Origin of the sequence: Paraburkholderia sp. FT54 (assembly GCF_031585635.1) — a bacterium.
Classification (GTDB): domain Bacteria; phylum Pseudomonadota; class Gammaproteobacteria; order Burkholderiales; family Burkholderiaceae; genus Paraburkholderia.
The window spans coordinates 369,228-395,271 of sequence record NZ_CP134196.1; the positions used below are offsets into that span (position 1 = coordinate 369,228).

The following is a 26,044-nucleotide window of genomic DNA, read 5'->3' on the forward strand; positions in this document are numbered from 1 at the left end:
TTGCCGTTCCCGCCATGAAGCTGCTGCTCATCGAAGACAACCCCACGCTGGCGCACTGGCTCGCGAAAATGCTGGAGCAGGAGGCGTTCGCGCTCGACGCCGTGCAGGACGGCGACGCGGCCGACCAGCTGTTGCGCACCAACCACTACGACGTGATCCTGCTCGACCTGAATCTGCCCAAGCTGTCGGGCAAGAACGTGCTGCGTCGTCTGCGCCAGCGCGGCGACGCGACGCCGGTGTTGATCCTGACGGCGAGCGGCTCGATCGACGAAAAGGTGGAACTGCTCGGCGCCGGCGCGGACGATTACCTCGTCAAGCCGTTCGAAGTGCGCGAGCTGATCGCGCGGATCAAGGTGGCGATCCGTCGGCAGTCGCCCTCGAAGGCAAGCGAAGTGGTGTGCGGCGATCTCGCGTTCGACATCGACACGCGCCAGTTCACGCTGAAGGGCGCGCCGCTGAACGTCACACCGCGCGAGCGTTCGGTGCTCGAAACACTGATCCTGCGTTTGGGCAAGACCGTGACGAAGCCGGCACTGGTCGACGCGATCTTCACGCTCGCCGACGAGCCGAGCGAAGACGCCGTCGAAATCTACATCTCGCGTCTGCGCAAGAAACTCGACGGCAGTTCGGCGGCGATCGTCACACTGCGTGGGCTCGGCTATCTGCTGCGCAAGAAAGAAGATGACCAATAGTCTGCGCATGCGCCTGTTGTGGTGGTTGCTGGTGCCGCTAGCGTTGTACGTGTTCGTGACCGGCAAGGCCGAATACGACAACGCACGGCGCACGGCGGATCTGGTGCAGGACAATCAGTTGATCTCGTCGGCGCGCATGATCGCGGGCGAAGTGGAGTGGGTGGACGGCTTCCTGCACGTCGATGTGCCGCCTGCCGCACTCGAAGTATTCGTCTCGCCTTACCGCGACCAGGTGTTCTATAGCGTGCAGGTCGACGACGGCCCCCTGCTCGCCGGCACGCCCGATTTCCCGGTGCGTCCAGCGCAAGCGTCCGATACGCCCGATCACTACGACACCGCTTTGCAAGGCCACCCTGTGCGCGCGGTCGGGCTCGTGCGTCTCATGTACGACAACGGCGCGACGCGCCGCGTGCGTGTGACGGTCGGCAAAACCGTGCGCTCGCGCGACGCCATGGCCCAGCAATTGTGGCAACCGCAACTCGTGAGGCAGATCGAAATGATCGTGCTCGCGGTCGCGCTGGTGTGCATCGGCCTGACGTTCGAATTGCGGCCGCTGATGAAAGTGAAAGAGGATGTGGTGGACCGCGATCCGATGCAACTCGAGCCGATCCGTGTCGAGCGCCTGCATACCGAGTTGCGGCCGATCGTGGAGGCGATCAATCAGTGCATCGCGCGGCTCGGCGTGCAGGTGGCCGCGCAACGCCGCTTTATCGCCGACGCCGCGCACCAGTTGCGCACGCCGCTTACATTGCTCGGCACGCAATTGCAGTTCGCGCGTCAGCAGGACGGCTTGAATCCCGCGCTCGACGAGGCACTGGCCGCCATGCATCGCAGCAATCGTTCGATGGTGGGCCTCACGAACAAGCTGCTTCTGCTTGCACAAGCCGAGGCCGCCGACAACAGGCAACTGGCCGTGGAAACGGTGGACGTGGTGCCGCTCGCCATGGAGGTCGTGGAAGACCTGGCGCTGTTCGCACAGGCGAGAGGCATCGATCTGGGTGCCGAACTGAACGGCGCCGCGCCGGTGGCGGGGCATCGCGGCCTGCTGCAGGCGTTGATCGCCAATCTCACGGAGAATGCGATCCGCTATACCGGCAGCGGCGGTCACGTCACCATCGGCGTGAGCGCCGACGCCGACGCTGTTACCGTGAGCGTGCTGGACGACGGTCCCGGCATTCCGGCCGAGTCGCGCAGCCGGGTGTTCGAGCCGTTCTTTCGGGCGTCCGCGGATACGGAGGGCACGGGGTTGGGCCTTGCCATCGTGCGTGAAATCGCGGACGCCCATCACGGCGAGATCACGCTTAAGCCAGGCGAAGGCGGCAAAGGCGTGCACATCAGCGTGTCGTTTCCGCGAGCCGCGGCGGAGCGGCTCAAAGCGGGTTAAGGCCGTTATTTCACAGCGACTCTGGACAAACCCGCAATCAGCGGATCGTTCTCGCCACAAACCCGCATCAAAACGCGACGGTATAAATAGCCAGCGCATCCGCCTCGCTAACCGGCCGCGGATTGTTCACCAGCAGGCGCGTCTGCAACATCGCGTCGTTTCGCCATTCGATCGAGATCGTTTCGTTCGATGCCGACATTCGTCGTGCTCGACGGCCTGCTGATCATTCTCGACGAACTGGTCCGGCCGGGTGCGCCGTTCTATCGCAAGATCGTGAATATCCATCCGGGCGTGACGCGCGCCGAATCGCCGTATGAGCGGCGCGGCGCGTATGCGACGCTCGACGCGCTCTACGGCGCGCGCGGCAAGAAAGTAGTCGACCGCCGTATCTGACCGGCGCATCGTTTCACTATGTCGACAACGGGATCGATTCCGGCGAGGTGATTCGCGACGTCTTGAATACCGAAATCGATAAGAACGATACGATTCTCGAACTGCGCTGGAACAATTTCAACCGCGGCCTTTTCCCGGCCTTGAACGAAGGGCTCACGATCATGGCAGGGCAATCGGCGCAAGTCGAGTCGTGACGGGAGCCGCGGCGCGCGCCGCGCCGAAAACGCGCTGTGCGATCGATGCGCGGGTCGCGGAGATTCCGGCATGATCGGAGCGCCCGCTGCGGGCGCCCCTCGTTACGGAATGCTTAGAACTGCAGCGTTGCGCTGGCTACGGCCGTGCGCGTCGGCGACGGCGCCACGTAGTAGCCCCACGCCGTCGTCCAGTAACGGCGATTGAAGAGGTTGTTGATCCCCGCGCGGAACGTCACGTCCTTGCCGGCGATCTTCGTCTCATACCGGCCGCTCAGATCGAACGTGGTATAGGCGGGCACGAACTGCGTGTTCTGCGCGTCGACGGCCTGGTTGCTGACGTACTTGCCGCCGAACGCCAGCGTCAGCGGACGCAGATACGACGGGTTGTATTCGATGCGGCCCGTCACGGTGAAGCGCGGCGCGCCGTAGATGCGCTTGCCTTCCACGTTCGGGTCGTTCACGTCCACTGCCTTCGTGTCGAGCCACATCACGCCGCCCAGCACGCGCCATTCGCTTGTCAGCGCAAGCCAGCCGCTCGCGTCGACGCCCTGGAAGCGCTTCGTGCCGTCCTGCACGAAAATGTTGTCGACGTTCGTGTAGTTGTAGCCCTGATCGACGCGGAACAGCGCGAGGTTGGCGCCCCACTTGGCACGGTCGGTTTTAAAGCCGACCTCGTACTGCTTGCTGCGCAGCGGACCATAGGTAGCCGGGAAGTTGGCGTTGAAGTTCGCCGCCGAACCACCCTGTTCCAGCGACTCCACGTAGCTCGCGTACAGCGTCGAGTACGGGTCGGTCTTGAACATCAGCGCGAAGGTCGGCGTGACCGGGTCCGCCTGGTATTGCGACGTCACCGCGCCGCTCGGATCGTATACGTGCTGCTGGTATTGCGTGTAGCGCACGCCGACCAGCGCCGACAGATGCGACGCGAGCTGCACGGTGTCACTCGCGTACACGGCGGCTTGCGTGGTGCGCTGCTGACGGTACAGGTCCGAGCCGATGCTGACTTCGTCGTTGGTCAGCAAGGTGCTGCTGTACAGATTGCCGTTGCCGAGGAAGTAGCCTTCGTTCCAACCCGTGCTATTGCTGTACTCGCTGGTTTGCGTTTCGAAACCGGCGCCTACCACCACGTCGTGCTTGATGCTGCCGGTGTTGAAGTGGCCTTGCACCATGGCGTCGACGTTCTGATAGAAGTAGCGCGTCATGGCCGCATACAGTGTGTTCGAGTAGTTGCCCGCGGGGTCGGAAACGAACAGGAAGCTATCCGAGTTGGTCCGATTCTCCTTGGCGAAGCGGTACTTGATGCTCGCATGCCAGTTCTCGGAGAGGCGGTAATCGAGCCCCGTGCCGAACGAGGCCATTTCCGTCTGGTAGTAATTCTGCGGCTGCGTGAGCGCGTGGGTGACTTTGCTCGCGTCGGGAATGCCGCCCGCGTCGGCGCCGAACATCAGGCCGAACAGCGTGCCGTTGGTTTTGCGCTTCTGATAGAACGCGTCGGCGCTCCACGTCAGGTCCGGCGTGATGCGGAAGTCGAACGCGAGCGACGCGACCTGGCGGCGCACGTGGCCGTGGTCTTCGGCGGTGTTGCCGTCTTCGTTGACGAGGTTCAGGCGATAGCCGAAACGGTCGTCATTGCCGAAGCGGCCGCCCAGATCGACGGCCTCGCTGAACACGCCAGCCGACCTGTAGCCGATTGAGATGCTGCGGTACGGCGTGTCGGTGGGCCGCTTCAACACGTAGTTGACGATGCCGCCCGGCGAGCCGAAGCCGTACATGAAGCCGGACAGTCCCTTGAGCAATTCGACCTGCTCGAACGGTTCGAGCGAGAGGTCGGTATCCCACGACGGGAAGGTCTGGCCGTCCACCTTGATGCTGTTCAACGTGTCGATCGGCATGCCGCGCACGGTGAACATCGAATTTTCGCTGATCGCGTTGTCACTGATCACCGACACTGCCGGATCGTATTTGTACAGATCATTGGCGGTCGTCGCGAACAGATCCTGCGCTTCCTCGCTCGTTACGACGTGAGTCGAGAACGGCGTGTCCACCTGCTTGCGCAAACCCAGCGCGCCCTCGCTGACCGTGTCGGCCTGCGCCACGGTGGTGTCTTTCGACGCCGAGACGCTCACGGCCGGTAGCGTCGCGCCGGCGTCGCTGGCCGCGGCCTGCGCCCAGCCTGAAGTCGACAGCGTGGAAAGCGTCAAACCGATGCTGGCCAGAAGCCCCGCGCTCAGCAGCGAGGGAGTACGGCGTTGGCCGCGCACAAACGCCGGTCGGCCGGCGACAAAGAATTTCTGCATGTTATTCGAATTGGACAGCGTGACGCCTGTCGCGCACCGGAGTCGTGCGAAACGGCTTCATCAGATACGTGTGGTTGAAGTAATCGAAGTGTAAGAATTCCAGCGAACTCAAATGGTAATGCATATGATTCGCATTAATAATTTATTTGTTCTGATTGGATAAGTCATCTATAAGACATCTGTCATAAGACATGCAAAAATCGGCTCAAAGCCTTAGCTGGCGGGGCTTGACCCCGTCGAGGACGTCGGCGGGACATGTTTGTTTAGCAGCGCATGGAGGAAAACGCGCATATACTCACGCTCTGGCCGTAGAGAGTGGTGCCGTGCGTCGCGCCGTATTGTTGTTTTGCCGCAACGCGCCGGTCGGCACCGCCCAACGCTCTGTCTAACACTTCATCTAGCAAAGCACCGAACATGTCCACACCGCCGAAGATCATCTACACCCTGACCGACGAAGCGCCTGCTCTGGCGACCTACTCGCTGCTGCCGATCGTCAAGGCATTCACGCGCTCGTCCGACGTGATCGTCGAGACGCGCGATATTTCGCTTGCCGGCCGGATCATCGCCGCATTTCCCGACTACCTCAGCGCGGAACAGAAGGGTTCCGACGATCTGGCGGAACTGGGTGGACTCACCACGCGTCCGGAAGCGAACATCATCAAGTTGCCGAACATCAGCGCGTCGGTGCCGCAACTGAAAGCCGCGATCACCGAACTGCGCGATCAGGGCTACAAGCTGCCGGCGTATCCCGATGTCGCGAATACCGACGCCGAAAAAGACGTCAAAGCTCGTTACGACAAGATCAAGGGCAGCGCGGTCAACCCGGTGCTGCGCGAAGGCAATTCGGACCGTCGCGCGCCGCTGTCAGTGAAGAACTACGCACGCAAGCATCCGCACAAGATGGGCGCGTGGAGCGCGGACTCGAAGTCGCACGTCGCGCACATGAGCGGCGGTGATTTCTATGGCAGCGAAAAATCGGCGCTGATCGGCGCAGCCGGTTCGGTGAAGATCGAACTGACGGCCGCCGACGGCTCCAAGACGGTCCTGAAGGAAAAGACCAACGTGCAAGCGGGCGAGATCATCGACGCTTCGGTGCTCTCCAAGAACGCGCTGCGCAGTTTCATCGAAGCGGAAATCGCCGACGCGAAGGCGAAGGGCGTGCTGTTCTCGGTGCACCTGAAGGCCACCATGATGAAGGTGTCGGATCCGATCATCTTCGGTCACGTGGTATCGGTGTTCTACAAAGACGTGCTGACCAAGCACGCCGACGTGCTGGCGCAAGCCGGCTTCAATCCGAACAACGGTATTGGCGATCTGTACGCGCGCCTGAAAGACCTGCCGGCGCAAACGCGTGAAGCGATCGAAGCCGACGTCAAGGCGCAATACGCACAGCGTCCGCAACTGGCCATGGTCAACTCGGACAAGGGCATTACCAGCCTGCACGTGCCGAGCGACGTGATCGTCGACGCGTCCATGCCGGCCATGATCCGCGAGTCGGGCAAGATGTGGGGCGCGGACGGCGCGCTGCACGACGCCAAGGCCGTGATTCCGGACCGTTGCTACGCGGATGTTTATCAGGCGGTGATCGAAGATTGCAAGAAGCACGGCGCCTTCGACCCGGTCACTATGGGCACGGTGCCGAACGTCGGCCTGATGGCGCAGGCGGCTGAAGAATACGGCTCACACGACAAGACGTTCCAGATCCCGGCAAACGGCGTGGTTCGCGTGACGGACGCGGCCGGCACGGTGCTGATCGAGCAACCGGTGGAAGCAGGCGACATCTGGCGCATGTGCCAGACCAAGGACGCGCCGGTTCAGGACTGGGTCAAGCTGGCGGTCAACCGCGCCCGCGCCACCAACACGCCGGCCGTGTTCTGGCTGGATGCGGCTCGCGCGCACGACGCCCAGATCATCAGGAAGGTCGAGCAATACCTGAAGAACCACGACACCGCCGATCTGGACATCCGCGTCATGACGCCGGTCGAAGCAACGAAGTTCTCCATCGAACGTATCCGCGCCGGCAAGGACACGATTTCGGTCACCGGCAACGTGCTGCGCGACTACCTGACCGATCTGTTCCCGATCATGGAACTGGGCACCAGCGCGAAGATGCTGTCGATCGTCCCGCTGATGGCAGGCGGCGGCATGTTCGAAACCGGCGCGGGCGGTTCGGCGCCGAAGCACGTTCAGCAACTGGTCGAAGAAGGTTTCCTGCGTTGGGATTCGCTGGGTGAATTCCTGGCGTTGGCCGCGTCGCTCGAACATCTGAGCAGCGCGTATCACAACCCGAAGGCGCAGGTTCTGGCCAAGACGCTCGATCAGGCAACCGGCAAGTTCCTCGACAACGACAAGTCGCCGGCGCGCAAGATCGGCGGTATCGACAACCGTGGCAGCCACTTCTACCTCGCGATGTACTGGGCGGAAGCACTGGCCGCGCAAACGGAAGACGCCGCGCTGCAGGCGCAGTTCGCCGGCGTGGCGAAGGCACTGGCTGAGAACGAAGCGAAGATCGTCGCAGAGTTGGGCGCGGCACAGGGCAAGCCGGTGGACATCGGCGGTTACTACCGTCCGAATGTCGATCTGACGAGCAAGGCCATGCGCCCGAGCGCCACGCTGAACAAGATCGTGGACGCGGTTGCTTAAAGCACGGAAGCAGGCACAGAAGTAAGCGGTAAACATGACGATGGCGCTTTCGAGCGCCATCGTCGTTTTTACTCCAACGTGAGAAACGGCCATACCGGCCATCACACGTGAACGATTTCCCAATCGCTGAGCTTCTCCGGAATTTCAAGCGTCGACGTGTCGTCGCCTTCAGAGAGATGCGGGCAGATCAAGCCGCGCGCGAGGTCGTCGGCGGCCTGTTGCGGGCTGGCGAATTCACCGAGCGTTTCGTTGCCGTAGGTTGCCTCCCACCCGTCCTGACCCGGCAGAATGTAGAACGCTCCCTGATTCGAACCAAAGCGAAAGCCTTTCATTTTTAGTCTCCCAATTACCATTTGAAAACCGCTGTGCCGTGGCGGCTTCGTTTCACAGGTTGGGATTCTTCAGACAGTGATTCCGTCTCTTCCCATCCGCTCGACTACTGAAGCGCCGGCTCTTGTAAAGGAGTCTACGTCAGCAGGCAGCGGCGCAACGGGTTGTCAGGCGCCTCGTTCGATTAAAAAATATCGTATAAAAATAAAGACTTATCATCATCATTCCACGATGTGCAACATGGGGCGGCATTGCGAAATGCCGCATTTGTGCCACGCACCACGACTTTTTACGAAGCGCTCGATCGTTCCGCATCGTGAAATTTTGAGGGTTTGTCGTGATCTTCGTGCCAGCGGCAGGATGGCCAGACGAGTCGGCCAGCGCCTTCGTCCGTTCACCCGGCAATCCGGCGCAGGAAATCGAGCATCACGCGATTGAACAGCGCCGGCCTTTGCAGCGGGGCGAAATGGCTCACGCCGGGCAGCAGAATCAACTCTGCACCGGGAATGGTGCGGGCGAGGTAGTCGGCGTGTTCCGGCTTGATGAACTCGTCATGCTCGCTGTGCACGATTGCGACCGGCACGCGCACCTGAGCCAGGTCGTTGGAGGAATAGTTCGGCTCGGTTTTCATCATCGTGCTGACCGCGCCGACGAACGCCTCGAAGTCGTCCGGCGTCGCCGATAGCCGCGCATAGTCTTTGGCATGGCGGCTGAAGCAGCGCTCGATCACCGGCGTCGGTACAAACGGCTTTGTGCCGCCCGGATCCATATTGCAACCGAAGAAGAACACGCCTGTCACACGCTCCGGCGCGGTGATCCCCAACACCATCGCGACGCAGGCGCCGTCGCTCCAACCGACCAGCGCGGCGCGTTCGAGTTGTAACGTATCCATGACGGCCAGCACGTCGGACGCCATCAGCTCGTAACGATAGGGCCGCGCGTCGCGGGTGCTGCGGCCGTGGCCGCGGCTATCGACGACCACCACGCGATGCCCCGCGCCGAGCAGCGCGGGAAGCTGGTAGCCCCAATTGCCGCTGTGCCCAAGACCGCCGTGCAACAGAATCACCGGCGCGCCTGCTCCATACGACGCGTACCAGATTCGCGCGCCTTCGTGCTCCACGTGGCCTTCGTCGCTCGGGACCGGCAGCGGCGCTGGGCCGTGGGCTGCGAAGTGCTCGAGGTCGTCGTCGTGCGGATTGGTGGAGGATTCCATCGCCGTTGTCTCCGCTGTCGACCAGAGTTGGCGCTTTGGCGCCTCACTCTGGTCGCATGCAAGTTGGCTGCTGTGCGAATTCTCTAGGTTGCCAGCGTTGCCACCCGGAAATCAACAGACTACGAGTTTTTGCGTGCCGGCAATGCCGCTGTCACTGCATGCCGGACGACTCGTAGTTCACATCCGAGACCACTCCGTTCGGGTCGATGGTCACGACGTAGCCGGCGGGTCTGCCCAGCAACGCGACAACCTGTTCGCGCGTCGTCTCGCCTTTGACGCGCCGCTCGGGACATCGACACTCAGCTCGAAACGTAAGCGACGTACGGCCCCGTGCCACCGCCCGCAGACGCGCGGCCAGAAATGCCGTAATACACATGACGGCCGTAAAAGAACGGCAGACCGAAGTCGAACTGCCGGGTCATATAGATGCCAAGGTTGTTGAACGCGTTATTCCCCGATGCGTTCAGTGTCGCGCCGTTTGCGACATTGAAGCCGAGCGTCACGCTCGCCGGATTGGTGCCCACCAGCGTCGAGGTCCGGCCCACGGTCGCAGTCGGGATGTAGTATCCAGAAGACGGGTCGCGAGCGATCGTCGTGTCCGGAAAGAACAGCACCGTCGAGCCCGAATCGAAGAACGTCTTCGTGAACACGGCGCCGCCATAGGAGGACGTGAAGTCGCCGTTCGAGTTCGTGCGCAAAATCGGCGCGCCCGCGCCGTTCAGCACGTTATTGGCCTGGGTGTCGATGCCGAACACGAGCGTGCCTTGAGCCGTCGCGCTGCCGCTATCGGACACCTGCGCCATTTCCAGAATCACACCGTTGTTGTCCTGCGGGAATCGCGCGACCGGGTTGCTGATCTGTTTCGCGACGGGCACCGAGGTGACGTTGCCCGCATTGGTGTAATAGAACTGCGAGAGCGCTGTCAGCGCGCACTGCGAACCGCAGTCCGTCGGGCTCACGCCGATGCCGAGAATGCCGTTCGCGCCGAGATCGGCCGCAGTGGCCAGAGGCCGGCCCACCTGGCATTCGCTCGGCGCGGCAATCGTCAACGCCGCATCGCCGATCACATGGATCGGCACCGACGCGGCAATCTCGCTCGACAGCGCGATGTCCGCGAGTTGCACCGAACCCCATGCATAGCCGCTGCCGAACAACGCGCATTCGGCGAGCGGCAGGCCGCTCGATTGATCTGTTTCGGCGGTGAGCGCATTGAAAGTGGCAGTCGGGATCGCGGAGCGAACCAGACGCAGTCCGAACGACGCCGTATCGACGATCACGTTTGGAATCGTCGTGCAACTTGCGCTCGCGTTGGAGCCGGGGGCGCAAATCTTGACGCTGACCATCGGCTGATTGTGAATGCCCGTTCCGCTGACCATCACCGACATCGTATTGCCGGCGCCGGCCGGTGTGGGCACGGCAGACGCGTCGACGGCGAGCACGTTGGATGTCGAGTCGCCGGTTACGGGATTGGACGTTGTGCCGCCCGGGGCCGCCGGCGCACTGGCGGCGGCCGGTGCATTAGCCGTCGAGTTGCTGCTGGCGCCACCGCCGCCGCCGCCGCAGCCGGCGAGACTGAGTGCCATGCCGAGCCCGAGCGCCGCGGCAATCATCCTAGCGATTTTGCGCACTGTTGTTCTCTCTCTAATGATTTTAATGAGTTACTTGATATCGTCAGCGCTCACACCTTGCGGCAGCGCTTGCGGTAAATACGCGCGGCCCACGAATGCGCCCATATGGCCGCCGGTCTCCACGACCAGCGCGGACTGATGCACGACGGCGGGTCCGTAGCCACCGCCCTGGGTGGCGTGGGCGTCGGTGAGTGCCTGAACATAAGACGGGAAGTAAGTGGCGAGCAGCGTTTTGAGCGGCGGCATGGTCGGGCCTTCCCAACTCAACGCAAAGACGGTATTGCTCGCGCCGATGTACTCGCTCACCACGGTGCCCGATGGCAGCGTCGTCTGGCTCACGGTGTAATTCGCCGAGGCCTCGCTGCCGCTGGCCGCGAAGCGCGCCACCGCTGCGCTATTCTGGCCGGCCACTCCTGCGCTCGTGCTGCTGGCCGTGACCGGATAGGTCGGCGCGCCGCCCAACGCTGCATAGGCCGGAGCGACCAGAGCGAACGACGCCGCGCTCACCACGAGCATTCGAAATTGCCTGATTATCATTGTTTCGTTTTCGAAGTTTTTGGAGTTTGGGCACTATCCGCGCGAACGGTTTTTTATCCTCGAGTTCGCACGAAAGCGATACTAGCGCGGGCGCGTTTCATCAAATCAGACGATTAATGGCGGTAATCGGGCTTTGTTTGAAAATTAAAGGTAAGGCACATCGGCGAGCGTAAACGAACGGGCTCGCACGCGATGCTGCGGATTACGCTGACCTGCCGGGGTTTAGCGTGGAAGACCGTTTACTCCTCGCCGAGCTTCTCGATCAGCATCGCAACGAAGGTTTCAGTCACGGGCGGCAATGTCCTGCCGCGCTTCTTGATGAGGGCGATGGGCCGTGTGAACGCCGGATCGTCGACCGCGCGCACGATCAGTTCGGGCTCCGCTCTGACTTCGCGGGCCGACGCCGGCAGGATCGTCACGCCGAGCCCGGCGCGCACCATGGCGACCGCGCTCATCATGTAGGTCGGCTCGCACGCGATCTCCGGCGTGCAGCGGGCGTTCGCGAAAGCGTTGTCGACCACCGCCCGCACGCTCGTGCCCTGGGCGGTCAACACGAGCGGCGCAGTGGCGAGATCGGCCAGCGTAATGCGCCGCCGCCGGGCAAGCACATGCCGCTTTGGAAACACGGCAACCAGCCGGTCGATGCCGGCATGCAGCACCTCGAAACCGGCATCGTCGAGCTGGCCGCCGGTCAGTCCGATGTCGACCTCTTCATTACGCACCAACGTATTGACCATGCTGGCAACCACGTCGCGCACATGGAAGCTCACGCGCGGCACGGCCTTCTTGATGCCCTGCACGAGCTCGGGCAACACGCTGGCCGCGAACGTAGGCAAGCAGGCGATCCGCACGGTGCCGCTCGCGCCTTTGCCGAGCGCGCGCGCGTCGATCAGCACGTGCTCCATGTCGTGCAGCGACTTCTGCAGGAGCGGCAGCAGTTCACGGCCGGTCGGCGTGAGCGCGACGTTGCGGCTGTTGCGGTCGAACAGGCGCATGCCGACCGTTTCTTCGAGGCGGCGAATCTGCACCGTTAACGCCGGTTGCGACAGATGCAAACGCGTCGCCGCGCGCGTGAAGCTGCCCGTTTGCGCGACGGCGATGAACGCGCGGATGTCCCGAAGATTCAGATCCATGATGGTTTGTGATTGCTGCGATCAAATCATTTCAATTGATTTATAGCCGCTTCGAACTTACGCTGGATCGCAGTAAAAAACAATCTCGGAGACAAGCACATGCTGCCATTACTGGGGCTCGCCACCATCGTCGTATTGCTCGGCGCGATTCTGTCGAAACGCATGTCGCCGCTGGTGGCGCTCATCATCGTGCCGATTGCGGCGTCGCTTATCGGTGGCTTCGGTTTTCAGACGAGCAAGTTCGTGATCGACGGGCTCAAGAGTCTCGCGCCGGTCGTCGGCATGTTCGTGTTCGCGATTCTTTACTTCGGCACCATCACCGACGCGGGCACGCTCGATCCGATCATCGACCGCATTCTGCGCGCGGTCGGCACGCGGCCCACGCGTATCGTGATGGGCACCACGCTGCTCGCGCTGCTGATCCATCTGGACGGCTCCGGCGCCGTCTGCTTTCTGGTTACGATTCCCGCCATGCTGCCGCTCTACGATCGCCTGAAGATGGACCGGCGCGTGCTGGCCGCAGCGGTTTCGATGGCGGCCGGCATCAACTTTCTGCCGTGGACGGGGCCGATGATCCGCGCGTCGGCGTCGCTGCATCTGCCGATCTCGGCGCTGTTCAATCCGCTGATTCCGGTGCAGGCGATCGGCCTCGTGTTCGTGTTCGGCATGGCGTTCTGGCTTGGGCGGCGCGAGGAAAAACGGCTCGGCCTCACGGCCGCGAGCGGTTCGGTGCCCATGCCAAAACGCGAACTTACGCCCGACGAACAGGCGCTGCGCCGGCCGAAGAACTTCTGGTTCAACATCGTGCTGACGCTGGTGGTGCTCGGCACGATGGTCGTGATGGGCGAGAAGATTCCGCCGGCGATCATGTTCATGGTCGGCCTGTGCATCGCGCTGATGGTGAACTATCCGAACGTCGATATGCAGCGCAAACGGATCGACGCGCATGCTCGCGCGGCCCTGATGATGGCCGGCATTCTGCTCGCGGCCGGCGTGTTCACCGGCGTGATGCAAGGCAGCGGCATGCTGAAAGCGATGGCGCAGGCGGCGGTTGGATTCGTACCGCCCGCGATGGCGAGTCATATCCCCGTTGCGCTCGGCTTGCTGTCCATGCCGCTCAGCATGTTGTTCGACCCCGACTCGTTCTATTTCGGCGTGCTGCCGGTGATCGCCGAAGTCGCCGGCCAACTCGGCGTGCCCGCCGTGCATGTCGGCCAGGCCGCCTTGCTCGGCCAGATGACCACCGGCTTCCCGGTCAGCCCGCTGACACCGGCCACTTTCCTCGTAGTCGGCCTGTGCGGGATCGACCTCGCCGACCATCAGAAATTCACGTTTCCCCTGCTGTTCGGCGCGTCGGTCGTCATGACGATTGCCTGCGTCGCGCTGGGGATATTCTCACTGTGAGCCTCACTGAACGAACGGACGTGACCAGCATGACAGCCACTCAATCTCAACGTACGGTGCGCATCGGCGCGGGCGCGGGCTATTCCGGCGACCGCATCGAACCCGCTGTCGAATTGGCGGAACACGGCGCGCTCGATTACCTGGTCTTCGAGTGCCTTGCCGAACGCACGATTGCGATCGCGCAGCAGGCGCGCAGCAAGGACCCGGAACTCGGCTACGACCCGTTGCTCGAAACGCGCATGAAGGCAGTGTTGCCCGCCGCGTTGCGCAACGGCGTGCGCATCATTTCGAACATGGGTGCGGCGAATCCGCTCGCGGCGGCGCGCAAGACCGCTGAGATCGCGCGCTCGCTCGGTCTTGGCGATGTGAAGATTGCCGCGGTCACCGGCGACGATGTGCTCGACGCCGTTCGCCAAAGCGATTTGTGCTTCGTGGAATCCGGCGAGCGTGTGTCGGACTACCGGGACCGGCTCGTGTCCGCGAACGCCTATCTCGGCGCGAGCGCGCTCGTCGATGCGCTCGCGGCCGGCGCGCAGATCGTGTTGACCGGACGCGTGGCCGATCCATCGCTGTTCGTCGCGCCGCTGATTCACGAATTCGGCTGGCGCATGGACGACTGGCAGACACTCGGCCAGGCGACGGTGACCGGCCATCTGCTCGAATGCGCGGGGCAAATCACCGGCGGCTATTTCGCGGATCCGGGCTTCAAGGATGTTCCCGCATTGGCGAGGCTCGGTTTTCCGATTGCCGAAGTCGGGCCGGACGGCGCGGTGGTCATCACCAAGCTCGCGCAAGCCGGCGGGCGGGTCACTGAAGCGACCTGCAAGGAACAACTGCTGTACGAGATTCACGATCCGCGGCGCTATCTGCAACCGGACGTGGTCGCGGATTTTTCACAGGTGCGCGTCGCGCAGGAAGCGCTGGACCGCGTTCGCGTGAGCGGCGGGCGAGGCACGCCGCGTACGGATACGCTGAAGGTGTCGGTTGCTTATTTCGACGGTTATATCGGCGAAGGGCAAATTTCGTACGGCGGTCCCGGCGCGTTGGCGCGTGCGCGGCTCGCACTCGATATCGTGCGGGAACGGCTCACGCTGACCGGCGTGCAGACGCGTGAATTGCGCTTCGATCTGATCGGCGTGAATGCATTGCATGGCGAAACGGCGGCTGCCGGTTACGCCGAGCCATACGAAGTGCGTGCGCGCGTGGCGGGGCGCACGATTTCGCTCGCGCAAGCCGTGCAGATCGGTAACGAGGTGGAGACGCTTTACACCAACGGTCCGGCGGGCGGAGGCGGCGTCACGAAGTCGGCCCGCGAGGTCGTCGCGGTGCAATCGGTTTTGCTGCCGCGCGAGCATGTGACACCGGTGTTCTCGATGGTGGAGGCGTGAGATGAAATTACGTGAGCTGGCTCATTCGCGTACCGGCGACAAAGGCAATACGCTGAACATCTCGGTGATCTGTTATGAGGCGCGGCACTACGATCACCTGCGAGCGGTTCTGACGCCGGCGCGCGTGAAGGCCCATCTCGGCGATGTGGTACGTGGGGATGTCGTGCGTCATGAACTGCCTGCTATCGGCGCGTTCAACTTCGTGCTGGGTCATGCGCTCGGTGGAGGCGTGACGCGTTCGCTCGCGCTCGACGCGCACGGCAAATCATTGAGTTCCGCGTTGATGGATCTCGATGTCGAGGCCCCCGCTTCGTAGCACGCGGCTGCGCCGCCCTCAGGCGACCGCTTCTTCCCAGGGCGGCACCGGCTGCCACGCTTCGAGCAGTTCATCGTCACGCGAGCCTCAAGCACGTGCTCGACAAATAGCCGGCATGCTGTTGAAACACAGTTGCCGCGCCATCGAAACAATCGGTAATGGGCGTGCAGTCCACGACGCGCAAGGGTTTCGGCGCATTGCGGACTGCACGCTCCGAAGTATCCGGAGCGGCGGCCCGTTTTTCTTCGCGAGTTGCGTCTATAGATTGTGAGTCAACGCCGGACAGCGCCGAGAAGCGCTCGGCGGCACTCATTCACCGGATCAACTTCAAGAGAAAACGTCATGAGCAAGCTTTTCACCCCCGTCAAAGTCGGACCTTATGAATTGGCGCATCGCGTCGTGCTCGCACCGCTGACCCGCATGCGTGCCGAAGACGGCGCGCGGCCCGGTCGACTGATGGCCGAGTATTACGCGCAACGCACTTCCGCGGGCGCATTGCTGATCGGCGAGGCGACCATTGCCGCACCCGACGGCAACGGTTACCTCGGCGCCCCTGGCCTCTACGACGACAGCCAGATCGCCGGCTGGCGCGAAGTCACCGACGCGGTGCGCGAAAGGGGCGGCAAGATCTTCCTGCAGTTGTATCACGCGGGACGTCAGTCGAATGCCGAGTTGCAGCCGGAAGGACGCCGGCCGGTCGGCCCGTCGGAAGTGCTGCACGGCGGCGTTGCTTATACCAGGGCGGGCTGGATTCCGAACACGCCTAACCGCGCGCTGGAGATCGACGAGATCGCCGCAATCGTGGAGAGTTTTCGCACGGCGGCTGAACGCGGCGTGAAGGCTGGCTTCGACGGCGTCGAATTGCACGCGGCGAATGGCTATCTGTTCGACCAGTTCCTGCAGGACGGCAGCAACAAGCGCACGGATGCCTATGGCGGTTCGTTCGAGAATCGTGCGCGCTTTCTGATGGAAGCCACCCGTGCGGTGATTTCCGTGTGGGGCAGCAACAAGGTCGCCGTGCGTCTCGGACCGAGCGGCTCATGGGGCGATATGTCGGACAGCGATCCGGTCGGCCTTTTTACCTACGCCGCGGCCGAACTGGCCAGGCTCGATCTCGCGTATCTGCACCTGATCGAGCCGCGCATCGCCGGCAATGTCGAAGATGAAAGCCGCGATCCGAACCCGGTCGCCGCGCAGACGATCCGTCAACACTACGCGGGGACGATCATCGCCGCGGGCGGCTTCAAGCGTGAATCGGCGGAAGCGGTCCTCGCCGATGGCGATGCCGACCTCGTTGCGTTCGGCCGCGATTTCATCGCCAATCCGGATCTGCCGGAACGGTTGCGCCGCAAGCTGCCGCTCAATAGGTACGACCGGCCGACGTTCTTCGGTGGCACGGAAGTGGGCTACACGGACTATCCGTTTTACGAGGAAGAGACGGTCAGCGCATAAGTGCGTTGATGGTCGAAGCGCGTCTTGTGAAAGCCGGTGTGTTCAGTGTGTTGCTGAATACGCTGGTTTTTTCGTGCGACGGCGACCTTCGTTGAGAAGTCCCGAGCGCCACCAGGCGGCAGACTGAAGCTCAATCAAGCGTGGCCAGCAGCCGTTGCCGCCGCGGCGGAAACCGGAAACAGATGCTCGCTCAGGTAATCGACGAAGACTCGCGCTTTGGGCGAGATCTGTCGCCCGGACGGCCACAGCGCGCGAAACACGGTGGGCGTATCCGTGTACGGCTGCAGCACGGCAACCAGCGAACCCCGCGCGAGCTGGGCGCGTATCGTGAAGTCGGGCACGCAGGCAAGGCCCAGGTTCTGTTCGGCGAGCATGGTCAAAGGCTCGACGGCGGTGGCGATGGCCACCGTCGAAAGCTCGATGTCCAGCGTTTCGCCGTCGCGGATCAACGGCCAGCGGCGCAGTTTGTTGGAGGTCGGAAAACGGTGTTGCAGGCACGCGTGGCCGCGCAGCTGTTCGGGTTCGGTGGGCACGCCGCGCTGCGCGAGGTAAGCGGGCGAACCGACAATCACATGCCGGAACGTGCCCATCGCGCGCGTGACGAGCGTTGAGTCGGCCGCGTCGCCGGTGCGGGTCACGACATCGAAGCCTTCCTCGATCACATCGACCATGCGGTCGGAGAAGTCGATATCGAGCACGATGTCCGGGTACGTCTTCATGAAAGCGGCAATCACCGGCATCATCAGCGTGCTCACCATGGGCATGCTGACGCGCAGCAGTCCGCGCGGTGCGGAATTGGCGAGCGCCAGTTCGGACTCCGCCGCTTCGATTTCTCCGATGATGCGCTGGCAGCGCGTCAGAAAGATCGCGCCCTCGGGCGTCAACGCAATGCTGCGCGTGCTGCGGTGAAAGAGGCGCACGCCGAGCCGTCCTTCGAGCCGCGAGATCGCCTTGCCGACCGCTGACGACGAAATGCCCAACTGGCGGCCCGCTTCAGTGAAGCTGCGGGTTTCGGCGGCGCGCACGAACACGTTGAGCGAGCCGAACCGGTCCATGGCGCCCGGCGAAGCGCTGCTCTCGCCGCCCGCAGGCGGCGCCGGAGAGCGCGCCGCGACTGCGGCGGGACGGCCTGCGTAATTGGACGGCGTCATCGGGAGCTCCTTGTCAGGCCCGCTGCAAAACGCTGGAAAACAGCACTTCCTTCAGATTGACGACCGGCGCCGGATCACGCTGCGCTTTGGCGAGCAGAAACGCGCCTTGCATCGACGACACGATGAACGTGGCGAGTTGCTCGCAGTTCGTATCGGCTCGCACCTCGCGCGCCGCCACGGCGGCTCGCAGACAATATAGAACGGACTTTTCGATTTCGGCGAAGATCGCATTCAGCCGCGAGCGGATCGCTTCGCTGTCGCTCGAGTCGGCGGCGAAGTTGCCCAGCAGGCAGCCATTGCGCGAATCGTTCTGGCTGATGAGCCTGATATGCACGTCGATGTATTTGCCGAGACGGTACAGCGGTTTCAGTTCGTCGTTGAGCAGCGTGTCGTGCATCTCGCCACGCGCCCGCTCGAAATACAGTTCGATCACTTCGAGGCCGAATGCTTCTTTCGACGTGAAGTGGTTCGTGAACGAGCCATGCGGTACGCCCGCCGCCTTGACGATGTCCCGCACGCTCGATCCGTTGAATCCGAATTCGTGGATGACGCGCATGCCTTCGGCGATCAGCGTGTCTTTGTGTGAAGGTTTCGGCATGGTCGGAAGCTCTCTGGCAATACAGGCGCCCCGCATTGTGTCATGCACAAGTGCGGGGCGGCGCATGGGTGGACCGCGTCAGTCCAGTTCGATATGGCGGCCGCTGTTCGATGATTCTACGGCGGCGTCGAGCAGCCTGTGCAGACGGACCGCGTGCTCGAAGCTCGGCGCGGTGCGGCTGCCGGTGCGGACGTCGTCGGCGAAGGCGGCGTACAACTGGGCCAACTCCAGCACGGCCGACGGCAAATCCGACGGCGGCAGCCGGTCATACGACGCGGGCACCGGCAGCGCCGCGAGCGGCAGGTTGTTGCCGTGCGCGCCTCCGATCACGTAGTCGTCGCCGACATTGCCGAACGCCGAACGATTGGTGATGCGCAGATCGCCTTCCGTACCGGTGATATCGATCTGCACGCCCGAGCCGTTGCGCTTGCCGCCTTCGATATGCACGGATACCACCGCGCCGTCTGCCAGGCGGCCCGCGAGCACGAGCTGATCGGGCGTGGTGGTCGGCATGACTTCGCCGGTCTCCGCGATCGTCACCTGCTCGAACTGATTGACGCTCAATGCGGCAATGCTGTGCGGCCAGCCCGTCGCGTCGAACAGCATGTCGAGGAAGTGGCCTGCGTAAATCGCAATCACGCTCGAGAAGTTTTCCGGAGGCACGGTCCAGCGCAGCGATTGCGAACGCAGCGCCTGGAAGTAATTCATGCTCACGTGAATGCGTACCGAGCGCAGCTTGCCGACGTAGCCTTGCGCGATCAGATCGCGCATGTAACGGTTGTGCGGCGCGAGCCGCCGTTGCAACCCGACCACGTGACGCACATTGGCTTCGCGCGCAAGCTCGATCAATTCCTGCGAGGTTGCGACGCTCGGCGTCAGCGGCCATTCGCAATAGATGTCCTTGCCGGCTGCGATCGCGGCGCGCACGCCTTCCGCGTGCTGCGGCGCCGTCGTCAGAACGATGACCAGATCGACTTCGGGATGCTGGACCAGTTCGTCGAGTGAATCGACTACGTATTTGAAGCCGTAGCGTTCGGCGACGGCCTCGGCCGCTTCGTGGCGCTGGCTGAACACGGCGGTCAGTTCGTATTGGGGCAACAGGCTCAGCACGCGCACGTGCCCGTGTCGCGCCCAGTTGCCTACGCCGACGATACCGACCCGGATCGGGGCGGCACTGGATACTGCGGAATTTTCAGTCATTGGAACACCTGCGCGCTAGCGCGCGACGAGGCCGGCCGGAAACGCGACAAGCTGTTTCCGGCCGGCCCAAAGAACGATTGATCAGACGCCGGCGAACTGGTCGTTGAACTGCGTGACGAATGCGGCTTCGTTCGGGCCGGGGTTGTTGCGCATGGGACGGGCGATCTCGACCAGCGCTTCGTCGGCGTCCGTACCGAGTTCATGCATGGTCTGCTCGATGAACGGTGCAAGCGGCATGGCGCGCGGTTCATTCCTGCTATCGAGCAAGTCGGTCTGCACCCACGGCGGCGCGATTTCGACGACGCGCACCGACGTGTCCTTCAGCTTGAAGCGCAGCGATTGCGTGTACGAGTGGATCGCCGCCTTCGTCGACGAGTAGACGCCGGAGATGGCCATCGGCACGAAGCCGAGTACCGACGACACATTGACGATCGTCGCGTTGTCTTGTTGCTTCAGATGCTCGACGAGCGCGCCCGTCAGGCGGATCGGACCCATCAGGTTGGTGGTGAGCGTCGAGACGATCAGCGCGTCGTCGACCGGTTTGCTGAGGTCGTCGATCTGCATGATGCCGGCGTTGTTGATCAGCACGTTCAGCGACGGATACTGCGCGATCAGCTGCTGCGAGACCGAGGCGATGCTGCGCGGGTCCGTGATGTCCAGTTCGACCGACTGCATGCCGGGATTGGCGGCAATCGTTTCTTCGAGATTCGCCTTGCGGCGTCCGGCGATGATGACCTGATTGCCGAGCTTGTGAAACGCTTCGGCGAGTCCGCGGCCGATGCCCGATCCGCCGCCAGTGATGAAAATAGTGTTGCCTGTGAGTTGCATGATGGATTTCTCAAAGTGGATTCAGGGTCCGCGTCGTTGCCGGTGTAGGACCACGAAGCGCGATGGGTGGAATATGGACGAACGTATTAAACCCATCAAGCGGCTGGACGTGAATGCACAATTCCACTGAGACCAACAATGGTACAGGGGCGACGAGGCGCGTGGTCACGCCGTTCCATCCGACTGTATTTAAACCAGTACGATTGTATTTTTTCGTCAGATGGAAGGCGACGGGCCGCCGCCCGCTTGCGGATGAATCAATCGCCCGCTTTGCTCGACTCGTGGGCGCGGCGCAGCCGTTCGCGGCTATTGCTCAAGTGCATGCGCATGGCGGCGCGCGCGTCGTCCGGATCTTGCCGTTCGATCGCGCGGTAGATCATCTGATGCTCGCTGAGCACATTGCGCAGATGCTCGATATGGTCGAGTTCCGCGATCTCCGCGGAGCCGAGCCGCGTGCGAGGACTCACCGCGCGACCGAGCTGGCTGAGCACGTCGAAGAAATAGCGATTGCCGCTCGCGCGTGCGATCTGCAAATGAAACTCGATGTCGTGCGCGAGCGTGTCGGTGCTGCCGCGTTCGAGTTCGGACTCGAAACGCTCCAGCGCGCCACGGATCTGCTTGAGGTTCTGGTCGGTGCGCCGCGCCGCGGCCAGCGCGGCGGAGGCGGCTTCGACGTCGATGCGGAATTCGATGATCGCCATCGCGTCCAGCATGCTGGACAGATCGGCGGCCGGTAACTGCATGGATTTTTCCGTGGCGGGCGCCAACACGAAGGTGCCGATACCGTGACGCGTCTCGACCACCTTGGCCGCCTGCAGCCGCGAAATCGCCTCGCGCACCACGGAGCGGCTCACCGAGAGCTGCTTCATCATCGCGACTTCGGTGGGAATCCGGTCGCCCGGCCTCAGGGTGCCGCGGCGGATTTCATCGGAAAGGGTGGCCACCACCTTCTCAGTTAGGCTGCTCATTTCTGTGGCTGGTTGATTGTTCGGCTGGAAGTGCACACATTGCGCGTGCGAGTGGCATCGTACGACGCCTCGACATAGTCATCATAGCGTCTGTCCGGTTAAGAACGATTGGATTCTCGCGTTAGCGATGGGTTGCGCAGATGAGGTTCAGGCTCGACTTGACGGATGGAAAGCACGACTGTTTTTGATGTCATCAGACATCCTAGTTCGATTCGATGTGTTCATCTTTGCCAAGGGCTGGCTGGCCGAACAGTACGGCATTATAGAGCTATTTGGCAGGGTAAACACCGCATTGGAATCGCCTATAAAACCAAGGTAGACTGTCGTCAGACAACGTATCACGCATTTCAGGACGGAAAGCCGGCCTGCTTGAATGCGCCGCGTTGCGCTCGATCAGGCCGCCTGAGCGGCCGAAACTGGAGTCAATCTTGACCTCTGCTATCACCGCCGCCGACCCGCTCGAATCCGCAGTCTCCAAGGTCAAACGGCACGTGCTGCCGCTGTTTCTGATCATGTTCATCGCGAACTACATCGACCGCGTGAACATCGGCTTCGTCAATTCTCACATGCAGACGGACCTCGGCATCGGCGCCGCGGCTTATGGCCTTGGGAGCGGTTTGTTCTTCATCGGCTACGCGCTGTTCGAAGTGCCCTCTAACGTGTTGATGCAAAAGTACGGCGCGCGCGCGTGGCTCACCCGCATCATGGGCACTTGGGGGCTGGTCGCGGCGGCGATGGCGTTCGTCTGGAACGACACTTCGTTCTATGTGCTGCGGTTCCTGCTCGGCGTCGCCGAGGCCGGTTTCTTTCCCGGCGTGGTCTTTTACTTCACGCAATGGCTGCCGCAGAAGGAGCGCGGCAAGGCGGTGGCGGTTTTTCTCGGCGGCTCCGCGCTGGCATCGGTCCTGTCCGGTCCGATCACGGGCAGCCTGCTGTCCATTCGCGGCTTCGGTTTGCACGGCTGGCAATGGATGTTTCTGATCGAAGGGGGCTTTTCGATCGTGCTGTGCGCGGTGAGCTGGATGCTGCTGAAGTCGCGTATTCGCGATGCCTCGTGGCTGAGCGCCGAAGAGCAGAACGTGCTGCAAACGTCGATCGCGGCGGAGCAGGCCGAGCGCGAGGCGCACGGCGGCGCGCATCTGCCGGCCATGAAGCTGCTCAAGGATCCGCAGATTCTGTTGTTCTGCTTCCTGTACTTCGCGATTCAATTGACCATCTACGCGGCCACCTTCTGGCTGCCTACGATCATCCGCAAAATGGGCGGCCTGTCCGACTTCGAAGTCGGCATGTTCAACGCGATTCCGTGGCTCATCGCCATGTTCGCGATGTACTGCTTCGCGTTGCTGTCCGCAAAGTGGCGCTTCCAGCAAGCGTGGCTGGCTGTGGCGCTCGTCATCGCCGCGTGCGGGTTGTTCGCTTCGACCTCGGGTAATCCGGTGCTGTCGTTCGTGGCCATCTGTTTCTCGGCGATCGGTTTCAAGGCGGCGGCTTCGCTGTTCTGGCCGATTCCGCAGGGTTATCTGGACGCACGCGTCGCCGCGGCGGTGATCGCGCTGATCAACTCGGTGGGCAACCTCGGCGGATTCTTCGCGCCGGCCGCGTTCGGTTATCTGCAGCAACACACCGGTTCGATTACCGGCGGCCTGTACGGCCTCGCCGTGGCTTCGTTGATTGCGGCCGCGGCCGGTTTCCTGACCCGCAACCGGCGCGTGAACCACGACGTGCTGCCGGAATCGCTCCAGCATGAAGTCCACTGACTACACTGACTGACAGAACCGCCAATCATGCATCACGTACTTTCCGGTTTCCGTCCGGTGCCCGCGTCGGGCGCGATCGCACAGCGCCTTGATTTTCGCCGCCCGGCTCACTAACTTTTCCGGTCCAACATCATGTCCACGAAACCTACCGAATCGAACGCTACGCCGGTCGTCACTGAACTGCGCGTCGTGCCTGTCGCCGGCCGCGACAGCATGTTGCTCAATCTGAGCGGCGCGCATGGCCCGTTCTTCACGCGCAATATCGTCATTCTGCGCGACAGCGCGGGACACACCGGCGTCGGTGAAGTGCCGGGCGGCGAGAGCATCCGCAAGACCATCGACGACGCGCGTCCGCTCGTCGTCGGCCAGTCGATCGGCAATCTGCAAGCGGTCCTGAACAAGGCGCGCACGCAATTCGCCGATCGCGACGCCGGCGGCCGCGGTTTGCAGACCTTCGATCTGCGCACCACCATTCACGCGGTGACCGCGCTCGAAGCCGCGTTGCTCGATCTGCTCGGCCAGCATCTGGGCGTTCCCGTCGCCGCGCTGCTCGGCGAAGGCCAGCAACGCGACGAAGTGGAAATGCTCGGCTATCTGTTCTACATCGGCGAGCGCAAGAAAACCGATCTGGAATACGCGAGCGGCGCCGATGGCCGCGACGACTGGGAGCGCGTGCGCACCGAAGAAGCCATGACGCCGGAAGCAATCGTGCGGTTGGCCGAAGCCGCGCAGGCACGCTACGGCTTCAACGACTTCAAGCTGAAGGGCGGTGTACTTGCCGGCGACGCCGAAATCGAAGCCGTCACCGCGCTCGCCGAACGTTTCCCGAAGGCCCGCGTCACGCTCGACCCGAACGGCGCCTGGTCACTGGCGGAGGCGGTGCGCCTGTGCCGCGACAAGCACGACGTGCTGGCCTACGCGGAAGATCCGTGCGGCGCCGAAAACGGTTATTCGGGCCGCGAGGTGATGGCCGAGTTCCGCCGCGCGACCGGCTTGCCGACGGCGACCAACATGATCGCCACCGACTGGCGCCAGATGGGTCACGCGATCCAGTTGCAGTCCGTGGATATTCCGCTGGCCGATCCGCACTTCTGGACCATGCAGGGCTCGGTGCGCGTCGCGCAGATGTGCAATGACTGGGGCCTCACGTGGGGTTCGCACTCGAACAATCACTTCGACATTTCGCTTGCGATGTTCACGCACGTGGCGGCCGCCGCGCCCGGCAAGATCACGGCGATCGACACGCACTGGATCTGGCAGGACGGCCAGCGTCTGACGCGCGAGCCGCTGCGGATCGTCGGCGGCAAGGTCAAGGTGCCGCAGGCCGCGGGGCTCGGTATCGAACTCGATATGGATGAGATCGAGAAGGCGCACGCGTTGTATCAGCAGCACGGCCTGGGCGCGCGCGACGACGGTGTGGCCATGCAATACCTGATTCCGAACTGGAAGTTCGATAACAAGCGCCCGTGTCTGGTGCGCTGAACTCACGATGACCCGAGCGGCGGCGCGGAACACCGCGCGCGCTCACCGTACTTGACGCTATCCACGCCACTCACGTTATTCACGCCATGACTTCACCTCAAGAACTCAAAGCCATCGTTTCCGAAGGGCTGCTGTCCTTTCCCGTGACCGACTTCGACGCGCACGGCGATTTTCGCGCCGGTACTTATGCTAAACGTCTCGAATGGCTGGCGCCCTACGGCGCGACCGCGCTGTTTGCCGCAGGCGGCACGGGTGAATTCTTTTCGCTGACCAGAAGCGACTACACGAACGTGATCCGCACGGCGACCGAGACCTGCCGAGGCAAGGTGCCGATTCTCGCGGGCGCGGGCGGCCCGACGCGCGTGGCGATCGAGTATGCGCAGGAAGCCGAGCGGCTCGGCGCAAACGGCGTGCTGCTGATGCCGCATTATCTGACCGAGGCGTCGCAGGAAGGCATTGCGGCGCACGTGGAGCAGGTGTGCAAGTCGGTGCCGAACATCGGCGTGATCGTCTACAACCGGGCGAATTCCAGGCTGAACGCGGACATGCTCGAACGTCTCGCGGACCGCTGCCCGAACCTGATCGGCTTCAAGGATGGCGTGGGTGAAATCGAAGCGATGGTGACGATTCGCCGCCGCCTCGGCGACCGCTTCTCGTATCTCGGCGGACTGCCGACCGCGGAGGTCTACGCAGCGGCTTATAGGGCGCTGGGTGTGCCGGTGTATTCGTCGGCGGTGTTCAACTTCATTCCGAAGACGGCGCTGGAGTTCTATCGCGCGGTCGCCGCCGATGATCATGTAACGCAAGCGAGGCTGCTCGACGAATTCTTCCTGCCGTATCTGGCGATCCGGAATCGCCGTGCGGGTTACGCGGTGAGCATCGTGAAGGCGGGCGCGAAACTGGTGGGTCACGACGCCGGTCCGGTACGCGCGCCGCTGACCGATCTGACCGACGAAGAGTTGGCACAACTCGATGCACTGATCAGGAAGCTCGGCGCGCAATAAGGCAGGCGCCGGTTCTTCTGCGAATACGACGCCGCGATGCACGTGCGGCGTT

22 protein-coding genes and 1 pseudogene are annotated in these 26,044 nt (G+C 62.9%); 11 read left to right on the forward strand and 12 right to left on the reverse strand.

Annotated features, from left to right (window positions below; translation table 11 throughout):
- Positions 1-14: 14 nt before the first annotated feature.
- Positions 15-692, forward strand: coding sequence for a response regulator (locus RI103_RS21145; protein ID WP_011492737.1), 678 nt, complete (start codon positions 15-17; stop codon positions 690-692).
- Positions 682-2,076, forward strand: a complete 1,395-nt coding sequence (locus tag RI103_RS21150; RefSeq protein WP_310817384.1) for a sensor histidine kinase — start codon at positions 682-684, stop codon at positions 2,074-2,076. The genes RI103_RS21145 and RI103_RS21150 overlap by 11 nt, the downstream gene beginning before the upstream one ends.
- Before the next feature lie 67 nt (positions 2,077-2,143).
- Here RI103_RS21150 and RI103_RS21155 read toward each other — a convergent pair whose 3' ends face one another.
- On the reverse strand, positions 2,144-2,275 hold the full coding sequence (locus tag RI103_RS21155) for a hypothetical protein (RefSeq protein WP_409077040.1): 132 nt from the start codon (positions 2,273-2,275) through the stop codon (positions 2,144-2,146).
- A gap of 2 nt (positions 2,276-2,277) precedes the next feature.
- Here RI103_RS21155 and RI103_RS21160 point away from each other — a divergent pair.
- Positions 2,278-2,663, forward strand: a pseudogene (locus RI103_RS21160) (N(5)-hydroxyornithine transformylase PvdF); the annotation flags it as partial.
- 113 nt (positions 2,664-2,776) lie between these two features.
- Here RI103_RS21160 and RI103_RS21165 read toward each other — a convergent pair.
- Entirely contained in the window at positions 2,777-4,960 is a 2,184-nt protein-coding gene (locus tag RI103_RS21165; protein WP_310817385.1) for a TonB-dependent siderophore receptor, read from the reverse strand.
- Positions 4,961-5,374: 414 nt separating this feature from the next.
- Between RI103_RS21165 and RI103_RS21170 the strand changes: the two genes are divergently transcribed.
- Positions 5,375-7,603 (forward strand): NADP-dependent isocitrate dehydrogenase, encoded by a 2,229-nt coding sequence (locus tag RI103_RS21170; RefSeq protein WP_310817386.1) that lies wholly within the window; start codon positions 5,375-5,377, stop codon positions 7,601-7,603.
- Between the two features lie 101 nt (positions 7,604-7,704).
- Here the strand turns inward: RI103_RS21170 and RI103_RS21175 are convergent, their stop codons facing one another.
- The 5 genes from RI103_RS21175 to RI103_RS21195 all read right to left on the reverse strand — a co-directional run bounded on the left by RI103_RS21175 (position 7,705) and on the right by RI103_RS21195 (position 12,444).
- Positions 7,705-7,935, reverse strand: coding sequence for a hypothetical protein (locus RI103_RS21175; protein ID WP_106300262.1), 231 nt, complete (start codon positions 7,933-7,935; stop codon positions 7,705-7,707).
- 392 nt (positions 7,936-8,327) lie between these two features.
- The gene (locus RI103_RS21180) at positions 8,328-9,146 is read right to left on the reverse strand and encodes an alpha/beta hydrolase (RefSeq protein ID WP_310817388.1); all 819 of its coding nucleotides are present in this window, start codon (positions 9,144-9,146) and stop codon (positions 8,328-8,330) included.
- A gap of 299 nt (positions 9,147-9,445) precedes the next feature.
- Positions 9,446-10,774, reverse strand: a complete 1,329-nt coding sequence (locus RI103_RS21185) for a DUF3443 domain-containing protein (protein WP_310817390.1) — start codon at positions 10,772-10,774, stop codon at positions 9,446-9,448.
- A 30-nt stretch (positions 10,775-10,804) separates the two neighbouring features.
- Positions 10,805-11,290, reverse strand: a complete 486-nt coding sequence (locus RI103_RS21190) for a DUF2844 domain-containing protein (RefSeq protein ID WP_310817391.1) — start codon at positions 11,288-11,290, stop codon at positions 10,805-10,807.
- Between the two features lie 260 nt (positions 11,291-11,550).
- Complete coding sequence (locus RI103_RS21195; RefSeq protein ID WP_310817392.1) at positions 11,551-12,444, reverse strand: LysR family transcriptional regulator; 894 nt, start codon at positions 12,442-12,444, stop codon at positions 11,551-11,553.
- Between the two features lie 99 nt (positions 12,445-12,543).
- Between RI103_RS21195 and RI103_RS21200 the strand changes: the two genes are divergently transcribed.
- The 4 genes from RI103_RS21200 (at position 12,544) to RI103_RS21215 (ending at position 17,004) form a co-directional block, all read left to right on the forward strand.
- Positions 12,544-13,848: a citrate:proton symporter gene (locus RI103_RS21200; protein ID WP_310817393.1), complete on the forward strand. Its 1,305-nt coding sequence runs from the start codon at positions 12,544-12,546 to the stop codon at positions 13,846-13,848.
- A 29-nt stretch (positions 13,849-13,877) separates the two neighbouring features.
- Complete coding sequence (locus RI103_RS21205; RefSeq protein ID WP_310817394.1) at positions 13,878-15,236, forward strand: acyclic terpene utilization AtuA family protein; 1,359 nt, start codon at positions 13,878-13,880, stop codon at positions 15,234-15,236.
- 1 nt (position 15,237) lies between these two features.
- Complete coding sequence (locus RI103_RS21210) at positions 15,238-15,552, forward strand: hypothetical protein (protein WP_310817395.1); 315 nt, start codon at positions 15,238-15,240, stop codon at positions 15,550-15,552.
- A 342-nt stretch (positions 15,553-15,894) separates the two neighbouring features.
- Positions 15,895-17,004, forward strand: coding sequence for an alkene reductase (locus RI103_RS21215; RefSeq protein ID WP_310817397.1), 1,110 nt, complete (start codon positions 15,895-15,897; stop codon positions 17,002-17,004).
- A gap of 134 nt (positions 17,005-17,138) precedes the next feature.
- Here the strand turns inward: RI103_RS21215 and RI103_RS21220 are convergent, their stop codons facing one another.
- The 5 genes from RI103_RS21220 to RI103_RS21240 all read right to left on the reverse strand — a co-directional run bounded on the left by RI103_RS21220 (position 17,139) and on the right by RI103_RS21240 (position 21,749).
- Positions 17,139-18,155 carry a LysR family transcriptional regulator gene (locus tag RI103_RS21220; protein WP_409077017.1) on the reverse strand — a complete coding sequence of 339 codons (1,017 nt, stop codon included), beginning with the start codon at positions 18,153-18,155 and terminating at the stop codon, positions 17,139-17,141.
- A 13-nt stretch (positions 18,156-18,168) separates the two neighbouring features.
- The gene (locus RI103_RS21225; protein WP_310817398.1) at positions 18,169-18,753 is read right to left on the reverse strand and encodes a TetR family transcriptional regulator C-terminal domain-containing protein; all 585 of its coding nucleotides are present in this window, start codon (positions 18,751-18,753) and stop codon (positions 18,169-18,171) included.
- A gap of 78 nt (positions 18,754-18,831) precedes the next feature.
- Positions 18,832-19,953: a Gfo/Idh/MocA family oxidoreductase gene (locus RI103_RS21230; protein WP_310817399.1), complete on the reverse strand. Its 1,122-nt coding sequence runs from the start codon at positions 19,951-19,953 to the stop codon at positions 18,832-18,834.
- Between the two features lie 81 nt (positions 19,954-20,034).
- Positions 20,035-20,781: an SDR family NAD(P)-dependent oxidoreductase gene (locus RI103_RS21235; protein ID WP_310817401.1), complete on the reverse strand. Its 747-nt coding sequence runs from the start codon at positions 20,779-20,781 to the stop codon at positions 20,035-20,037.
- A 257-nt stretch (positions 20,782-21,038) separates the two neighbouring features.
- On the reverse strand, positions 21,039-21,749 hold the full coding sequence (locus RI103_RS21240; RefSeq protein WP_310817403.1) for a FadR/GntR family transcriptional regulator: 711 nt from the start codon (positions 21,747-21,749) through the stop codon (positions 21,039-21,041).
- 428 nt (positions 21,750-22,177) lie between these two features.
- Between RI103_RS21240 and RI103_RS21245 the strand changes: the two genes are divergently transcribed.
- The 3 genes from RI103_RS21245 to kdgD all read left to right on the forward strand — a co-directional run bounded on the left by RI103_RS21245 (position 22,178) and on the right by kdgD (position 25,992).
- Positions 22,178-23,506 carry an MFS transporter gene (locus tag RI103_RS21245; RefSeq protein WP_310817404.1) on the forward strand — a complete coding sequence of 443 codons (1,329 nt, stop codon included), beginning with the start codon at positions 22,178-22,180 and terminating at the stop codon, positions 23,504-23,506.
- A 132-nt stretch (positions 23,507-23,638) separates the two neighbouring features.
- Positions 23,639-24,988: a glucarate dehydratase gene (gene gudD / locus RI103_RS21250; protein ID WP_310817405.1), complete on the forward strand. Its 1,350-nt coding sequence runs from the start codon at positions 23,639-23,641 to the stop codon at positions 24,986-24,988.
- A gap of 86 nt (positions 24,989-25,074) precedes the next feature.
- A complete protein-coding gene (kdgD, locus tag RI103_RS21255) occupies positions 25,075-25,992 on the forward strand; it encodes a 5-dehydro-4-deoxyglucarate dehydratase (protein ID WP_310817407.1) in 918 nt (305 codons plus the stop codon).
- The last annotated feature ends 52 nt before the right edge of the window (positions 25,993-26,044 follow it).

What these genes read in the sequence shown, in the direction of transcription:
- RI103_RS21145 (WP_011492737.1), top strand. Translation starts at nt 15, where the DNA reads ATGAAGCTGCTGCTCATCGAAGACAACCCCACGCTGGCGCACTGGCTC.
- RI103_RS21150 (WP_310817384.1), top strand. Translation starts at nt 682, where the DNA reads ATGACCAATAGTCTGCGCATGCGCCTGTTGTGGTGGTTGCTGGTGCCG.
- RI103_RS21155 (WP_409077040.1), bottom strand. Translation starts at nt 2,275, where the DNA reads ATGTCGGCATCGAACGAAACGATCTCGATCGAATGGCGAAACGACGCG.
- RI103_RS21165 (WP_310817385.1), bottom strand. Translation starts at nt 4,960, where the DNA reads ATGCAGAAATTCTTTGTCGCCGGCCGACCGGCGTTTGTGCGCGGCCAA.
- RI103_RS21170 (WP_310817386.1), top strand. Translation starts at nt 5,375, where the DNA reads ATGTCCACACCGCCGAAGATCATCTACACCCTGACCGACGAAGCGCCT.
- RI103_RS21175 (WP_106300262.1), bottom strand. Translation starts at nt 7,935, where the DNA reads ATGAAAGGCTTTCGCTTTGGTTCGAATCAGGGAGCGTTCTACATTCTG.
- RI103_RS21180 (WP_310817388.1), bottom strand. Translation starts at nt 9,146, where the DNA reads ATGGAATCCTCCACCAATCCGCACGACGACGACCTCGAGCACTTCGCA.
- RI103_RS21190 (WP_310817391.1), bottom strand. Translation starts at nt 11,290, where the DNA reads ATGCTCGTGGTGAGCGCGGCGTCGTTCGCTCTGGTCGCTCCGGCCTAT.
- RI103_RS21195 (WP_310817392.1), bottom strand. Translation starts at nt 12,444, where the DNA reads ATGGATCTGAATCTTCGGGACATCCGCGCGTTCATCGCCGTCGCGCAA.
- RI103_RS21200 (WP_310817393.1), top strand. Translation starts at nt 12,544, where the DNA reads ATGCTGCCATTACTGGGGCTCGCCACCATCGTCGTATTGCTCGGCGCG.
- RI103_RS21205 (WP_310817394.1), top strand. Translation starts at nt 13,878, where the DNA reads ATGACAGCCACTCAATCTCAACGTACGGTGCGCATCGGCGCGGGCGCG.
- RI103_RS21210 (WP_310817395.1), top strand. Translation starts at nt 15,238, where the DNA reads ATGAAATTACGTGAGCTGGCTCATTCGCGTACCGGCGACAAAGGCAAT.
- RI103_RS21215 (WP_310817397.1), top strand. Translation starts at nt 15,895, where the DNA reads ATGAGCAAGCTTTTCACCCCCGTCAAAGTCGGACCTTATGAATTGGCG.
- RI103_RS21220 (WP_409077017.1), bottom strand. Translation starts at nt 18,155, where the DNA reads ATGACGCCGTCCAATTACGCAGGCCGTCCCGCCGCAGTCGCGGCGCGC.
- RI103_RS21225 (WP_310817398.1), bottom strand. Translation starts at nt 18,753, where the DNA reads ATGCCGAAACCTTCACACAAAGACACGCTGATCGCCGAAGGCATGCGC.
- RI103_RS21230 (WP_310817399.1), bottom strand. Translation starts at nt 19,953, where the DNA reads ATGACTGAAAATTCCGCAGTATCCAGTGCCGCCCCGATCCGGGTCGGT.
- RI103_RS21235 (WP_310817401.1), bottom strand. Translation starts at nt 20,781, where the DNA reads ATGCAACTCACAGGCAACACTATTTTCATCACTGGCGGCGGATCGGGC.
- RI103_RS21240 (WP_310817403.1), bottom strand. Translation starts at nt 21,749, where the DNA reads ATGAGCAGCCTAACTGAGAAGGTGGTGGCCACCCTTTCCGATGAAATC.
- gudD (WP_310817405.1), top strand. Translation starts at nt 23,639, where the DNA reads ATGTCCACGAAACCTACCGAATCGAACGCTACGCCGGTCGTCACTGAA.
- kdgD (WP_310817407.1), top strand. Translation starts at nt 25,075, where the DNA reads ATGACTTCACCTCAAGAACTCAAAGCCATCGTTTCCGAAGGGCTGCTG.